This is a genomic window from Micromonospora sp. SL1-18 (assembly GCF_047921505.1).
Lineage (GTDB): Bacteria > Actinomycetota > Actinomycetes > Mycobacteriales > Micromonosporaceae > Micromonospora.
The window spans coordinates 49,408-64,562 of record NZ_JBLROA010000017.1 but is presented as its reverse complement, the minus strand read 5'-3'; the positions used below and the strand labels follow the sequence as shown (position 1 = coordinate 64,562).

General features: G+C 69.4%; 12 protein-coding genes. 4 read left to right on the top strand and 8 right to left on the bottom strand.

What is annotated here, in order from left to right:
* Window positions 1–24: 24 nt before the first annotated feature.
* Both ACNAW0_RS11145 and ACNAW0_RS11140 read right to left on the bottom strand, forming a co-directional pair.
* Window positions 25–1,614 (bottom strand): sensor histidine kinase, encoded by a 1,590-nt coding sequence (locus ACNAW0_RS11145; RefSeq protein ID WP_416287692.1) that lies wholly within the window; start codon window positions 1,612–1,614, stop codon window positions 25–27.
* Between the two features lie 792 nt (window positions 1,615–2,406).
* Window positions 2,407–3,654 carry a phosphodiester glycosidase family protein gene (locus tag ACNAW0_RS11140; RefSeq protein WP_416287738.1) on the bottom strand — a complete coding sequence of 416 codons (1,248 nt, stop codon included), beginning with the start codon at window positions 3,652–3,654 and terminating at the stop codon, window positions 2,407–2,409.
* Between the two features lie 293 nt (window positions 3,655–3,947).
* Here ACNAW0_RS11140 and ACNAW0_RS11135 point away from each other — a divergent pair, with 293 nt between their 5' ends.
* Window positions 3,948–5,213: a hypothetical protein gene (locus ACNAW0_RS11135; protein ID WP_416287691.1), complete on the top strand. Its 1,266-nt coding sequence runs from the start codon at window positions 3,948–3,950 to the stop codon at window positions 5,211–5,213.
* A gap of 283 nt (window positions 5,214–5,496) precedes the next feature.
* On the opposite strand, the gene ACNAW0_RS11130 is transcribed toward ACNAW0_RS11135, so the two are convergent.
* Both ACNAW0_RS11130 and ACNAW0_RS11125 read right to left on the bottom strand, forming a co-directional pair.
* Complete coding sequence (locus ACNAW0_RS11130) at window positions 5,497–6,339, bottom strand: hypothetical protein (RefSeq protein ID WP_416287690.1); 843 nt, start codon at window positions 6,337–6,339, stop codon at window positions 5,497–5,499.
* Complete coding sequence (locus tag ACNAW0_RS11125) at window positions 6,336–7,691, bottom strand: hypothetical protein (protein WP_416287688.1); 1,356 nt, start codon at window positions 7,689–7,691, stop codon at window positions 6,336–6,338. The genes ACNAW0_RS11130 and ACNAW0_RS11125 overlap by 4 nt, the downstream gene beginning before the upstream one ends.
* Window positions 7,692–8,395: 704 nt before the next feature.
* Between ACNAW0_RS11125 and ACNAW0_RS11120 the strand changes: the two genes are divergently transcribed.
* From ACNAW0_RS11120 to ACNAW0_RS11110, 3 genes are all read left to right on the top strand, one after another.
* Complete coding sequence (locus tag ACNAW0_RS11120) at window positions 8,396–9,253, top strand: DUF2637 domain-containing protein (protein ID WP_416287687.1); 858 nt, start codon at window positions 8,396–8,398, stop codon at window positions 9,251–9,253.
* A 423-nt stretch (window positions 9,254–9,676) separates the two neighbouring features.
* Complete coding sequence (locus tag ACNAW0_RS11115) at window positions 9,677–10,612, top strand: replication-relaxation family protein (RefSeq protein WP_416287686.1); 936 nt, start codon at window positions 9,677–9,679, stop codon at window positions 10,610–10,612.
* 393 nt (window positions 10,613–11,005) lie between these two features.
* The gene (locus tag ACNAW0_RS11110; protein ID WP_416287685.1) at window positions 11,006–11,728 is read left to right on the top strand and encodes a hypothetical protein; all 723 of its coding nucleotides are present in this window, start codon (window positions 11,006–11,008) and stop codon (window positions 11,726–11,728) included.
* Window positions 11,729–11,812: 84 nt separating this feature from the next.
* Here ACNAW0_RS11110 and ACNAW0_RS11105 read toward each other — a convergent pair whose 3' ends face one another.
* The 4 genes from ACNAW0_RS11105 to ACNAW0_RS11090 all read right to left on the bottom strand — a co-directional run bounded on the left by ACNAW0_RS11105 (window position 11,813) and on the right by ACNAW0_RS11090 (window position 15,152).
* Window positions 11,813–12,202: a hypothetical protein gene (locus ACNAW0_RS11105; protein ID WP_416287684.1), complete on the bottom strand. Its 390-nt coding sequence runs from the start codon at window positions 12,200–12,202 to the stop codon at window positions 11,813–11,815.
* A 94-nt stretch (window positions 12,203–12,296) separates the two neighbouring features.
* Complete coding sequence (locus tag ACNAW0_RS11100) at window positions 12,297–12,482, bottom strand: hypothetical protein (RefSeq protein ID WP_416287683.1); 186 nt, start codon at window positions 12,480–12,482, stop codon at window positions 12,297–12,299.
* A gap of 388 nt (window positions 12,483–12,870) precedes the next feature.
* Complete coding sequence (locus ACNAW0_RS11095; protein WP_416287681.1) at window positions 12,871–14,115, bottom strand: hypothetical protein; 1,245 nt, start codon at window positions 14,113–14,115, stop codon at window positions 12,871–12,873.
* A 413-nt stretch (window positions 14,116–14,528) separates the two neighbouring features.
* Complete coding sequence (locus tag ACNAW0_RS11090) at window positions 14,529–15,152, bottom strand: hypothetical protein (protein ID WP_416287680.1); 624 nt, start codon at window positions 15,150–15,152, stop codon at window positions 14,529–14,531.
* Between the last annotated feature and the right edge of the window lie 3 nt (window positions 15,153–15,155).

Genomic DNA, 15,155 nt, shown 5'->3' with positions numbered 1-15,155 from the left:
CCTTCTGGGAGTTGTGGCGCGTGGTCAGCTGAGGCCGTCAGTACGATCGCGTGGGCCGCTTCCCTCGTCGGCCGCGCTCTCTGCTCGGCTGGCCCCCTGCATGAACGAGGCCGCCAGGCCAGGGTCGTGTTCGACGGGCGGTTCGTCCTCAGGCGAGCCCGGGAGGTGCTTCAGTTGGGGTGCCAGGTGCGTCTGGGCCTGGCGTCGCGGCAGTTGCGGGCGGATGTCGTGGTTGGCGGCCTGGCCGGTGCCGGGGCGGGCAGCCGGACCGGCCGTGGGCGGCGCGGGCACGGGAGCCGGCTCCGGATTCTGCTGCGGCACCCACACCGGCGGCCGGCCGAGGCTGCCGGAGCGGTTGTGGTGGCCGTTGGTGAGGGCCGCCACCTCGGTGGTGGGCGCCGTGAGGGAATGCAGGGCCTGCGGGGCGGCGGCAGTGACCGCCGGCGCGGCCGGGGAGGGCAATCCGGCTGTCGTCTCCCGGCGCACCGGCTGGCTCGCCGGCTGCGCCAGCACCTGGGGCCGCGATCCGCGCTCCGCCTCGCCCTCGCCGAGCAGCGCGTGCGGCAGGACGACGACGGCCTGGATGCCACCGTAGATGTTGTTCTGCAGCCGCACGGCGATGCCGTGCCGGCGCGCGATGGCCGACACCACGAACAGCCCGATCCGGCCGTCGCTGAGCAGCTCCGCGATGTTGACCCGTTCCGGGTCGGAGAGGATTGCGTTCACCCGGTCCTGGTCGGCCAGCGATATGCCCAGGCCGCGGTCCTCGACCTCTACGGCCAGGCCGGCGGTGACGGCCTGGGCGCGCAACCCGATGGTGGTGTGGGGCGCCGAGAAGTTGGTGGCGTTCTCGACCAGCTCGGCGACCAGGTGGATGACGTCCGCGACGGCGTGGCCGCGCAGGGTGCCCTCGATCGGAGGGATGAGCTTGACCCGTGAGTACTGCTCGACCTCGGCGATCGCCGAGCGGAGCACCTCGGTCATGGCTACCGGCCTGCGCCACTGGCGGCGCGAGACCGCGCCACCGAGCACCGCGAGGTTCTCGGCGTGGCGGCGCACCCGGGTGGCCAGGTGGTCGACCTGGAAGAGGCCCTTGAGCAGGTAGGGGTCCTCCACCTCGTTCTCCAGCTCGTCGAGCAGCTGGATCTCCCGATGGACCAGGGACTGCAGCCGCCGGGAGAGGTTGACGAAGATCTCGACCGGCTGGTCGGCCCGGTGGCGGGAGGCCATGGCCGACGCTTGCAGGACGGCCGCCTGGGCGGCGTGCCGGGCGGCGTTCAGATCGTGCTCGAGCGGCCCGAGGAAGTCGCCGCCGACGGGCGGGAAGTTCGGAGCCTGCAGCGCCGGACGTTCACCCCGGTGCAGCTGCTCAAGCAGCCCCCGCACCGCCATGCTGCCCTGGCTGGTCGATGCCCGCATCGCGTCGATCCTGAGCTGGAACGAGCCGGCGAGCCCGGTGGCCCGGTTGGCCGCGCCCAGCAGAACAGCGGCACCGGCGGCCACGGCCACGCCCAGCGTGACAAGAGTCGCGCCGGAGAGCGGATCCTCGGACACGGCAAGCAGGTAGATCACCACGGCTGTCGCGAGCAGGGCCGTGACGGCAGCGGGCAGCACCGAGATCCACAGGAGGTTGGCTCGCAGCCCGCGATCGTCCTGCCCTTGACGTCCTGCGGAAGCGCCGCCTCGTCCGGCGTCACGGTGCACTGCGCGCCCTTCAGGGGGGAAGAGATCAGACATCAGAGCCCTCGACACAGGGAAACTTGCCGGCAAGACGTGGCATAGCGGCTCACTCTACATTGCACGCCCCAAAACAGATATTGGGGAGGGTCGCTAAATCATGAGCGTTGAGCTAGCGCGTCCTCAACCCCTGCCCGCCGCCCCAGCATTCCGCGCCGATCAATATGTCCAGGTCGGCGCCCCTCAGGCAGGCGGATATTCTCCTTCCCCGCGCCCGAATCCCGGTCGACCCGGCCCCGTGGGCGGCATCGCCGCAGGGGCCCACCTGTTCCCCGCAATCACATTAAAGTGACGCGTAATGGACCAATAGGGTTAGCGGAACGCCCAGACGTGCGTACGCGGGCGCACGGCACCGGGCCCAGGCTTCAGCCCCACCCGCGCGGAAGGCGCCCACCTACCTCTGGCTGCTCCTGATCAGCGGCCTCGGCGGCGGGCTACTTCTCGCCCTCCTGCCCCGCTTGGCCGACACCGGACACCGCCTGCCGTGACCGGTACGACGCGGACGCGGATGCGCAGACCTCCACCGGCAAGGCATCCGACTGGCGCTGCTACCGCATCTAGTCGATGTGACCGCAGGCTATGGGTGCGGCCGGCGCCGTCGAGCGGTCCGGCCGCACCCCGTTGAGCCCCGGACGTGGGCCGCTGCTGCGGCTCTCGTCGGCGGTGGCGTCAGTTTCCGCTGCGGTACGGGCCCTCCACATAGACGAGCGCGTCACCGACGGCCCGTTCGGTCGGATCGCTCGGCCGGTTGACGAGGGTGCCCTCGATGGCCATCGCGGTGGAGCCGCCGCCGTCGAGGTTGATCGCGTCGGACATGCCGAGCGCCTGTGCGACGGCGGCCGTCTCGTCCATGGTGGTGCCGACGCTGGTGGTCTGACGGCCGTCGATGGTGGCGAGCACGATCTTCCCGTCCCGCATGGTGCCGGCGATGGTACGCGGGTTGCGGTCGAAGAAGCTGCCGGAGCCGGCCGGGACGACGATCTGGCCGTCCGCCGTCAACGGGTACCGCCCGTTCACCCCGAACAGCCCCGGCCGCAAGGGAAGGTTCTCGCCGTCCTGGTCGGTCAGGGTCGAGGTCACGCTCACGCAGCCCCGCGCGGTCGCGTCCAGCAGGGCGACGGTGTCCCGCCCGGTGGCCTGCAGCGACGTCTGGCCGGCGGCCAGCGCGGTGCCGCGGGTGGTCGAGGTCCGCACCACGCAGCCGAGCCGATCGAGTACGACCTCCACGCCCGCGCCGGACGGGGTGGACGAGGCGAACTCGGGCGTGAATTCGACGACATCGCCGGGGAGGGTGCACTGCGTCTGGTCGGCGAGGGCGGCGCAGCCAGCGGGCACGACCGGCGGGTGGTTGATGAACTCCAGCGGCAGGGTGGCTTCGGTCTGCCGGTTCCGTACGCTGCCCGACCAGGTCAGCTTGCCGGTCAGGGCCCGAGCCCGGTTGCTGTTGGCGTCGACGACGAAGTTGACCTCGGCCGGGTGGGTGGGCTCGCTGAGCAGTTTCCCGCCGAACAGGCCCAGCCCGACCGGGTCACCGGGGTAGAGCTTGCTGGCGGTGAAGGTGAAGAAGGAGGCGTTGACCCCGGCCAGGGCGCCGGAGTCGCGGACCAGGTCGGTGGTCTTCTCGACCTGGCTCAGGTCCGGGCCGTACGTCGCCTTCAGGTGCCCGCGCGCCTGGCGCGGGTCGATGGTGAGCACGTTGACCACCCAGGGGCCCCGCGTGGTGGTGTTGATCTGGTCGGCGGGCGCCGGCTCGCTGCCCCGCTCGATCCGGGTGAGGGTGACACCGTCGGCCAGGGCACGGCTGGTGCGTACCTCGGTCAGGTCGGCGTCGCCGAGCGGAAGGGTGGCGGTGGTGGCCTCGGCCCGGGCGCCCGGAACGACGCCGAGCGCCGCCGCGGCCAGCGCGGCCGCCGCGATCGCTCCGGCCCGGCGGACGCGGGACAGGTCAGGAGTGGAAGCAGTCATAGCCGTGATGTTGGGGTTCGAAAGGAACATCGTCATCGATTTCATCTGACACCTAGGCGAATTGTGCTGTAAGGAGCCGTAGTCAGTGCACCGTGAACAGGTCCTCGACCGGCCCTCACTCCACTTTCCGCCCGGCGCGATCGGACACGTAACGAAAATCCACAGTGGAGCGCCTATAGCGATCGGACAGGATGGATTCCTGCCCCGCCCGGAGCAATCCGGCGCACCCATGACGGAAGGATCCCATGGCTCTGCACCACCGACGACGTCTCAAGCTGGTCGGCGTACTCGCGGGGAGTGCACTGACCGCCACCAGCATCGGGTTGCTGCCCGCCACCGCCGCGAACGCGGCACCGCCCCGCGCCGACCTCGTGGTCACCGCCGGCGTCGACCCGGCCGAAGTCGTCGACAGCGGCGACTGGACCAACCTGACGGTCGACATCCGCAACAACGGCAAGAGGACGAGCGACGCGGTGACCCTGTCATTCGCCCTCCCGGCCGGCGTCTCCTTCGTCACCGACGGCTACGTGATCCCGGATGGCTGGCGGTGCGACCTCTTCGGCACGTCGACCTGCACTACCACTCCGATCGCCGCCGGGTCGGCGGCCGAACCGCTCACCATCCCGCTCAACGTCGCTGCCGGCACCTCCGGTGCTGTGCTCACCATCAGCGCCACCGCCAGCGGTGGCAGCGAGTCGTCGCTCGCCAACAACACCGGCACAGCGACACTCCGCTACATCCCCGCGACTGTCGACCTCGATTTCACCGCCGAGCCGACCGAGTACCAGATGATCAACGGGGAAGTCACCGGCTTCACCACCTACGTACGAAACAGTGGCCGGGCGAGGTCGGGCGAGGTGACGGTGAACGTGCCGCTGCCTGCCGGCCTGATCGAATACGACGCGTCCGGCGACGGCTGGACCTGCGCCTACGGCGACACGGCCGCCGACGGACTGCCCGGTTACCACTGCACCTACGCCCCCCTCTGGGCCGGCCAGACGAGCGACCTGCTCAGCGTGGCGGCCAAGATCTCCGGGGCGGAGCCCAACGATGTCCTCGATATGGTCGCCACCGTGTCCAACCCGGTGCCGGACGTCAATCCTGACAACGACACGGTGCGGACCCGGGTCACCGTGCTCGAGCCGGTGACCATCCGGGGCACAGTCTGGGTGGACAGCGACCGGGACGGCGTACGCGACGAGGGCGAGGCAGGCGCGGCCGCCGGCAGCATCTCGCAGATCGTGCTCGACGCGCAGGCGGTAGGGCAACCTGGCGCCGTCGCCACCGTCAACGCCGACGGCACCTACCTCGCACAAGCCCGGCCGGGCACCTATCGTGTCGAGTTCTGGGTGAAGGACCCGTACCTCTACACCGACTCAGCCGACTCGGACCTGGTCTACTACGACAACTTCTCCGGCTTCAGCAGGTACGGCTACAGCGGCTGGCTGACCCTGGCGGGCGGCGAGGAGGCCGTGGTCGACGCCGCCGTGGTCTCCAGATACCTGTCCTGACAGTCCGGCAACGGACGGGCCCAGGACCCGGGGGTAAAGCCCTGGGGCCTGGGCCCTTGGCGTTCGGGTCGGAGGCCCACGCCGCCCTGTTAGCGTCGATCGGTGATCGTCACCGTACCGGCGTCCCCGCAGCGCACCCGCCGTGCCCCGTCGGGTGGGACGGGGACTGGTCTGGCTGGCGACCGCACTGGCCGGGACGACGGTGGTGGTGGTGACCGGAGTGCGAGCGACTCGCCAGCGCCGTACGCCGGCTTGGTCAGGTCGCGGTGGTGGTACGTCCGCGTCAGCCGGGTACGGTCACCCGCTGCTCCGGGGTCGCCTTGCCGGCGCCCGGAAAGTGCACCTCGGTGTCGAAGGCGAGCACACCGTAGTGCCCGCCCGAGGTGTATCCGGAGAATCGGATCGTGTAGGCATCGCTGCCCGTCGTCGGGGTGACCGCATGGGGCACCAGCCGGCCGCAGGACGCGGTGTGCCCGGGCCCGTTCCCGCTCGGTGAGGTGGCGGTGAGGGAGTAGTCCTGTTCGCCGGCGTGGCTGACCCGGCAGGTGATGGTCAGGCTCAGCGGCTCACGCGAGTCCGGGAGCCATCGGCCGCCGTCGAGGAAGAAGGGCTCGACGAAGACGTACGGGTTGAGGTAGTAGCCGCCCGTGTCGTTCTTGCGCAGCCGTTGGGTGCAGAAGCGGAATTTTCCCTTCGTCTTGCCGCTGAGCGAGACGTACACCTGCTGGCCGGACTGGAGGGTGCAGGTCTGCGACAGCAGGGTGTAGCCGCGGGGGAATTCCGGGGCCGGGGTGGCCCTGGCGGCCGGTGCCGGCGGCGGGGCGGCCGCCGAGCCGGCCCGCGCTGTCGCGGGCGGGCGCGGCTTGGGCGTCGGGGAGGCGCTCGCGGGCAGGTTGCTCGGCGTGGGGGTCACCGCCGCGGCTGCACTCGTCGTCGCCGCCCCGGTGGGCGCCGTCGCCGCGATGGTGGGCGCCGTCGCCGCCCCGGTGGGCGCCGGGGTGGCCCCAACGGTGCCGGCTCCGGCCGTACCGGATCCGGCGCAGCCGGCAGCACTGGTGGTGAGCAGCAGCAGCGCCAGTACGCCGTAACGGAGGAGCGGACGGCGCCGCCGGACCGGTGCGCTCATCGCTGCAGCGTCGCGGTTGCGTAGCCGTCCGGGTAGAACTGATAGTAGTCGCGGTACCGGACCGCGAAGGTGGTGGTGCCGCGCGGCAGCGAGTAGGTGAGGGCGTATCTGCCGCTGGCATCCAGCCTGCCGCGCCAGAACTCCCGCTCGGCCCCGCCGTCGGTCGACGCGGTGATCCACCAGTAGTGGTCGTTGCCGATCGGCGAGCTCCAGGTCACGGTGAGCTGCGCGGTCTGCTTCTCCTTGCCGGTCCCGACCTGGGCGGTGACGGCCAGGTCGGTGACCGGCGGCGTCGGCGGGTGCGCCGGCCCGAAGGAGTGCAGCAGCTGAGTCTCCTGGTAGGGGTCGGTCGAGGTGACCGCCCAGGCCCGGGTGCCGGCCTGGTCGACCAGCAGCGTGCCCTCCCAGAGGCTGTCGCCGCTGCGGAAGTCGACGGCGTACGTCGGGACCGTGCTGCCCTTGCCGTAGAGGTAGACATCGGCGTCACCGGAGGCGGTCGAGGAGCGGCCGATGGCGACGGTGGAGCCGTCCCCGGACCAGGCGGCGTCCTGCGGATAGACGCCGCTGGGATAGACGGTGGCGTCGGCGAGATCCGGCAGCCGGTACGAGTGGTGCTCGTACGGGTGGCCGACCGTCTCCACCACCTCGGTGCCGTCCGGGCTCACGGCGTAGTCGATGAGGTTGCTGCCGGTCTTGTCCCGCCGGGCGATGATCCTCGGGCTGTCGCCGGAGACGTCGATGACGTACGTGGTGACGGGCGAATACCCGGTGTCGCCGGCGACGAGGAGGCCGGGCGCGCCGGGGCTGGCGTCGATGATCGGGTGGTAGTTGGGGCCTGCGGTGTAGACCACCGGCGGGGTGCCGGGCGCGGACCAGATCAGCAGACCGCCGGAGCCGATGCCGGCGTCGATGAACCCGCCGACGACCTTCTCGCCGGTCGGTTCGACGGTGTACAGCCAGGCGCCGGCGGGTGCGGGGTAGCTGGCGATCATGGTGAGCGTGGCGGCGTCCAACGCGATGATCCGCTTGAAGCCCTGGGCCGCGTACAGGATGCGTCCGTCGTCGCTGAGGACGAGGTCGGAAATGTCGGTGACGGCGGTGACCCGGTTCAGCAGCCGACCGTCGAGGTCGGTCACCACCAGCGGCCGCCCGGAACCGACTCCCTGGGCGATGTAGAGGCGCCCGCGCGCCTCGTCGAGCTCGATCGCCCGCAGGTCGTCCACCGGCAGCTGCTTGCCAACGCTCTTGAGCGGGGCCGTCTGGGCTGCGGCGGGTCCTGCGGACAACATCTCCCCGGCACCGAGCCCGATCGCCGCGAACATTCCGGACGCGAGCAGTTGACGACGTCGCATGACACCTCCCTGTCGGTCAGCCGCCATGCCGGCGACCGGGCGGACCCTAATACGCGGCTCGCTGCCGGCGCCATTGCCTCGTAACGCCCGCCGGGGTGACGCCGGTCGTGGATGTAGTGCCCACGAGGCCGAACAAACCCCGGGTCGCGATCTCGTACGCCAGGATGAGCACGGGCAGAAAGTGAACAATCCGCGCGATATTGGGGTTGACTCGACGGGCGCTGCCGAGGCGTACTGGTAGTACTTCCCGCACCGACGGCTGGCGCGGTCGGCCACAGAGGAGGCGGGCAGGCACTCCCAAAGCTGGGGTGCCTGCTCTTGTTCGCGCCGATGCTGCCGGAAACGCCGAGAGATGGGAGGGCCCCACATGAAGGATCGTCCGTCGGCGAGTTGAGCCGCCGCACCACCCTGGCGTCGTCTGGCGCTGCCGGTGGTGAGTCCTGACCCTCGCGGCTCGGCTTGGCCGTCTGCCCTGTGTCCGCCTGTTGACCGCAGCCCGCTGTGCGGGTTGGGTCGATGCCTGCTGCCCTGGTGCCTGCCCCTGCATCCCGGCACCTCGAACCCCTACCAACAAGGCTGGAGGACAAACATGACCTCAACCCACATCACTCCAACCAAGCCGGCGGCTACCTTCCCGGTCCGCCTGAACACGACGACGACATCCGGGGCTTCACCCGGGCGACCTGCCGACAGGTGGTGGGCCGTTGGCGACACCTGAGCAGCGATCCCCTGACCCGCCCGCCGAGACACGGTCGCGGCGGGAACGGCTGGAGAACCGGGCACAGGTGCTGATCATGCTGCTGATCGGCGGCGCCGCCGGCGCAGCCTCGTTCCGCCACGTCCATGACGTCGCCGCCGCACACGGCCAGCCAGGCTGGCTCGCCTGGGCCGACGCTGTCGTCCTGGAGTTGGCCTCGATCGCCGCCGGTCTGGAACTGCGCCGCAACCGGCGCCGGGACACCAGCGTCACCTTCCCCGCCACGGTGCTGACAGTGGCAGTGTTCCTGTCCCTCGCAGCACAGGTCGTCGAGGCGGAAGCGTCAGCGATCGGCTGGATCGCCGCCGCGCTGCCCGCGCTCGGCTTCCTGACGATGGTGAAGATCGCCCTCGGTCGCGCCGACCCCGCCCCACCCGACCGCACCGCCCAGCCCATGCGGGCCGAGCCAGGACCGGCGCTGGTCCTGGACGCCGCGGTCCCGGACACCCGCGAGCCGGTCCCCGGACCGCGGCTGCCGGTCCCCGCGACCACTGCCGCGGTCCGGGACTCCACCACCACGGTCCCCGCTGCTGGGGACCAGGACCCGGCGGTCCCGGACCGACACGACAGCAAAACGCCGGTCCGGGACCGAGGCCCGGAAATCACCGCGCTGGTCCCGGCCGCCCGGACCGCCGCCCGCGCCCTCGCCGCCCATGGGACACCGCTGTCCCGCAAGGAACTCGCCCGACAACTACGCGCCGACGGGCACCAACTGTCCAACGCCACCGCCTCAGCACTCGTGCGCGTCCTACGCGCCGAGGCCATCCCACCCGGACCGGATCTGTCACAGCAGGAGGCCGCGTGACAGAACTACGACCCGCAACTCTTGTCAGATCAAGCCGTCCCTGTCAGACCAGCGTCCGCGCCTGTCAGGATGCCCGCCGTCTGACAGAACCTGGCAAGACCTGGCAGAACACGCCCGCCATGGCGGTACTGCCACTCCACCCGCAGATTCTTCAAGGAGGAACAAGCATGCTGACCCAGCTCAACGCCCCCTACCCGCGCCATCAGCGTTGTCACCGGCCCGCGTCACACGTCCTCTCACACCACGGTCACCGTGTGGCTGGCCGTGTCGGCGTCGGTATGGATCTCCGTTCCACTGTCCGTCTTGATACTGACCCCCGAACCGACCCCCTGTACTCGCTCACAGTCCAGGTCAGGCCCACTTTCACCGATCCCGATCGGCTCCAGACACACCCAGTTTGGGGTGTCCCCCCAGGGGCCGCCCATGCGTAAACCGCTGCCCGCTCAGGATCCGCTGCTGCGGGTGCAGGCCAGCATCACCGCCCGCGACGACCGTCTCCTCGGTTGGCTCTACGACCACGGAGTCCTCACCACCGACCAGATCGCCACCGCCCTGTTCCCGTCCCTGGACTTCGCCCAACGCCGGCTCCGCCGCCTCACCGTCCTCCGCGCGACAGACCGATTCCGACCCAACCGGGCCTACGGCGGCTCCTACCCGTACCACTACGTCCTGGACCAGCTCGGCTACGACCACGTCCACGCCCAACGCGGACTCGGACCACCACGCCGGGACCAGGCCCGTCGCCGCAAACAGTCCCTGACCGCCCGGCCGGACCTGCCGCACCTGCTCGGCGGCAACCAGGTCTTCATCGACCTCGCCGCCCACGACCGCACCCACCCCAACAGCCGTCTGGACCGGTGGCAGCCCGCCTCCGCCTTCCACAGCCCGGGGGTGCTCTACCGGGAAGGCGGCAACCCGCAGATGATGGTCCGGCTGAAAGGACTGCCCCGCCCCGACGGCGCCGGGGTGTGGACCGAGCACGGACGGTCCGTGCCGTTCTTCCTCGAGTACGACACCGGCCGCGAACGCCTCGACATCCTCACCGAGAAGATTGCCAAGTACCAGCGGCTCTACGACATGAGCACCTGGGCGTGGCCAGTCCTGTTCCACCTACCCTCCGCCCGACGGGAAGCGAACCTGCACCACCGCCTCGCCGACATCGGCCTGACGGCGATCATCGCCACCACCACCGCCGACCTCCGCACCGCCCCCCGCCTCAGCCCCGCCGACCAGGTATGGCAACTGACCGGCCGCAGCACCGGCCGCCACCGCCTCATCGACCTGCCCTACACCGACACCCGCCACGACAGCGAGTTCCCCACCCCCACCACGCCCGACCCGAGTGGGCGTGCCGTCTGACGGCCCAGGCCAGGTAGCGCGTCGCGCGGCGTGTGAGGCCCACACGCCGCCGACCGCGCCCACGCTCGCCTGGGGGCCGCCGCTCGCCGTGGTGCCGCCTCCGGGCTGCGGTGGCAGCGGTACGCACCAAGTCGATGCTCGGTCCCCTTCCGATCGGCCCCAACTACCTCGACAAGTGCCGAAGCCGCGCGACCGGCACGTCAGCCGCTGCGGTGGGAGCCGCCTGGGCGGCAGCCGGAACGAGCGGAGTAGTGACCGACAGGCCGTCCGACCCGAAAGGTGACTCATTCTCCGATTCGGCCATCGCTCAGAATCGCCGATTTTACGATCGCCGAGGTGCCCGAGCTGTCGGAGCGTCAGCGTGATCGAGCTGTCTTACATCCAGGAGGGGACATGGCATCGACCCGAGCACTTCGGGCGCTGGTCTCGGCGGCTGTCGGCGGCTTGATCGCCATCGCCGCGACCGCACCGGCCATGGCCTGGGCCCCATCGGATCCCGGCATGGCTCTGGCTGGCGGCACCACACCCGCTGCGCCGGAAGAGCCACGCCCCCCGCTACTCCCGGCAGACTTTCAGGGAACGGGCCGGTACATCGTTCGCGACCTCGGCATCGATGTTCCCTTCACCTGGCAGGGAAGGGACGGCGACAGTCAGATGATCGCCGGAGGCCCGGAGTATCCGATCTGGTTCACAAACCTGATCTACCACAACACGCTTTACACGCTCACCTACAAGTGGCCGGGCATTCCGCTGACTCCGCCGCAGCCTTGTCAACAGGTGGGGTTCTTCAACCGCCAGATACTGAACGACCTGCTGAAGACAGCGCGCTTCGTGGGACCGGAAATTCTGCAAGGGGACGACGATCGGCACGTCGATCATTGGCGGATTGGTGTGGTGGCGGGCTTTACCCAGCCGGGAGCGTTTCCCCGGCTCCCGCTCGCGCTCGGTGATGTCTACGTCGATCAGAGGGATCCAAGCCGCTGGTGGCAGGTGCTGCAGTTCGGCATTCAAAACCTCTTCGATCCAGCGCTGGATGAGTGGTTCACGATGGACACGTTCAGGCCCCGGCCAGGGCAGGTGACGCTTCCCGACAGGTGTCCGCCGCCAACGGCTTGATCTCGCACCGACCTTTGGGACTGCCGCCTCGTCAACTGTCACGACGCCAAATCGGGGCCGGCACCGCCAGGAGCCGCCGCCTTCTCACCGGCGCGGCTTCGGCACCTGACGGTTGAAGCGGGGCTTGAGCACCAGAACCAGGGCTTCCTTCGTACCCTCCGGGTTATCGGTCTCCTGCCAGCGGACCTCGCACCGGCCCAGCCAGTCGGCGATGTCCGCAGCGGACGCCTCGTGACCGGGCTGGTCGAGGTGCTGGCCGACCTGCTCGTGCAGCACCGACGAGTCCCGGTTGCCCGTCAGGTGCTGCCGCAGGCGGTTACGCAGGTTCCCGGTGTAGCCGACGTAGACAACGGTGCCGCGGTCGAGGACCACGTGCACCCCGGGCGAGGTGGGAGCGTCGGCAGCGGCCTCCGTGGTGTACGGCTGGGGAGCCGTGAAGCCGGCGAGCAGATCGTCGATCATGGGATCGGGCATTCCTGGGACGCTACCGGCACGAGCCGCCACCCGCAGGCCGCTACCGGGAGCGCCTCGAGAAGCCAGCACATTGCCTGCGCTGCCGATGAGTTCATCACCGACCGAAGGTCGTCACGGTTTTCGGCCGTGACTTCTGGTAATAGATCAGGCCGTAGAAGGGCAGCCAGCAGCCACCGGTGATCACGCACAGGATGATGTTGGCGACGTGGAAACCGGTGCCGATGTACTCCCTGGTGTAGGCCGTCAGAGGCGGGGGAGCAAACTGCGGCGGGTAAGGCATCGACTGAGCTGGATATGGGTACGCCTGCTGGGGCGGGTACGTCGGCTGGGGCGCGTACGGTCCGGGTGGGTAAGCGGCAGGCGGAGCGGAATAGGGCACACCGGACTGCGGCGGGTGAGCCACCGGCGGGCCCGAATAGGGGACGGCGGACTGCGGCGGGTAGACGGCTGGCATGCCCTGGTATGGCGCGGCGGCGGGGGGCGGGTAGGCCGGGCCGGGCGCGTACGGGCCACCGTTGCACGGGATCATTGGTTGCTCAGGATGCACCAGAACACTCTTGGCTCCCGTCAACGGGACCGCCATCCGCCGGACAGTCCAGCGACAAACGACAATCAGCCAGCCTGGACAGCTTCGGCCCTGTTAAGGCATCTAGGCGGTCGGCGCCCACTCAGTCTTCCTCGTCGCGTTCCTCGTCGTCCCCGCGCCGACGGAGCGCTCGCTCGGCGATCCGGCTGGAGAGCTTGCCCGTCGCCCACTTGGCCCGGCCGAGGGTCTCGTTGCCAAGGCGCCTGGCGGCACCAAGGCCGTCTGCTCCTGTCTCGAGCGCCTTGTCCCTCGCCTCCTTGGCCGCTTCCGCCCATCGTCGCGCCTCTGATGACTCTCGAGCGCGCTCGATCCCGAGCCGCCCGTGGAAGTCGACGATGGCGATCGAGACATGGTTGCTCGACTGCACTACAGCCGGGGAGTCCATCGGATGCAGCAGCACCTTGGTGTTGGCCGTGCCCGCAGCCGCATCCATGCGGGCCATCAGGCGCTCGGTGCACCGTGAGATGAGGTCCAGCCGGTTCTGCCGGGCAGCCTTCAGTCCGAGGCGATGCCCGTCCAACTCCCCCGGAGACGCGTCCAGCACCCGGTCGAGCTCAAGCACGGCAATCGCGTCTTGCAGCTGGAAGCAGCGAGCCAGGACAGCGAGCCACTCCCGTCCCTTCGACTCTGCTTCCTTGGCCGCCCTGGCGAGATCACCAATCGTGGTCTTGCGCTCCAGCTTCTCCGCGAGCGCGTCGAGTTGACGCAACGCGTACGCCTGGGTTTCTGCGATCGACGCCGGCGCACCCTGCACCTTCGACCACGTGACTTCGTCGACCCGGCCCCGCTGCTCGCGGATGGTCATGGCCTCCTCGATGACGAAGCCGACTCCGATCATGCGGGCCAACACGGCGTCCTTCTGGGCGCGCAGCACATCGTCGACCTTCTCGTCGATCGTGGCGAGATAGTCGGTGATCTCCTTGATGCTCTGTTGCATCGCAAGCTGCGCCATGATCCCCGCAGCGCCAGCCAGAATCGCCGGGTTGGTCACCGCCGACCCCTTTGTGATCTGGAGCCATGACTTGATCGAGCCCGGCTGCCCCACCATCGCATGACTGACGCCTGGAGTCTTGCTCGGCATCAGCCCAAATTTATCCACAAGCTGCGCGGACTCCTTGGTCAGCTGCACCCAGCGACCTGAGTTGGCGGCAATCTCGGAACCTGCCTGTGCGGCTGCAGCCCCGGCACTGAGGGCAGATCCGAGCCGTTGCAGTCCGAGGTCCTTCGACGGCAGTCCCTCAGAGACGAGGAAGCGGTCGGCAGCCGTCGGATTCCCGATGACCGCCAGCCCATCGCCGTCACTGATCAGCTGAATCTCGTTATCCATCGTCGGCTCCTGACGTGCGGGCAGGGTAAACCTCATGCTCGGGGCGCGGATGGCCCAGGGCGACGGTGAGCAGGTCGCTCGCTCCCCCGACACCAATTTCGTGATGACCTACGAGGTAGTCGAGACCAGGTTGAAGACACCGCTTAGAACCCACGAGGGTTGCGTCGTGACAGGACGTATCCGCGATACGAGCAGAGTTCCTGCCACGCCTCTTCATCTATCGCCGAGAAGTTCCGGCCCCTGGCCTGGCAGATTCTCCGCCACCCGCTGCTGCTCACCAGGTCTTCCGCATCGATTGAGCCGCTATTGATCGCGCGCACGATTTCGCCATCCGACGCCGAGCTCAACTCCACCGATCTGTCCCTTCTGCTGCTCTTACCGCTCCTACCCGGCCAACTGCCGCTGTCGCCGCGTTACTGCGATGGATGTAACCCGTTGGAGACGCGGCCTAACACCTGGTCCGCGAGCTGGTAGTTGTGATGCCGGGCGTTGTTGGTCGTGCCGACCAGGAGTGCCGCGGCGAACTCGCGAGCGGCAGTGGCGAATGATTCCTGCGCCAGAGCGTCGATCAGCTCGTCGTACCAGCCCCAGATCCGTACCTGGTCGGCTCCGGCGTCCTGGTAGGGCCGGCTCCGATCGAACTCCAGGTGCGGGTGCTGCTCCTCGACGCTCTGCCTCGACCTGGCGTAGCGGTGCAGCACCGACGCGCGGACAACCATGAAGCCGCCGACGTCATCGGCGCCGTCAGCCTCCTCGGGCCGAAGCAGCACGAACGTCTCCATCCGCTTCATGTTCACGGTCGACAACCGGCGCCCCGAGTTGGTCTTTGGCAGGCAGGACAGCGCCCAATGATCGCGTTCGGTCGCGATCGGCTCGGGTACCGCAGCCGCCAGGTACGCCCGGTTGGCTGCGACCACCTGGTCGAACCAGGCGTCGCCGGCCAGCATCGCGAATCTTGCCTGCTTCTCCGGGTCGGCGCGCATCTCGTCTTCCCGGCTCATCGCGTAAGCGTCGCCATCGGTTCGCGTCTCGGCCACCCC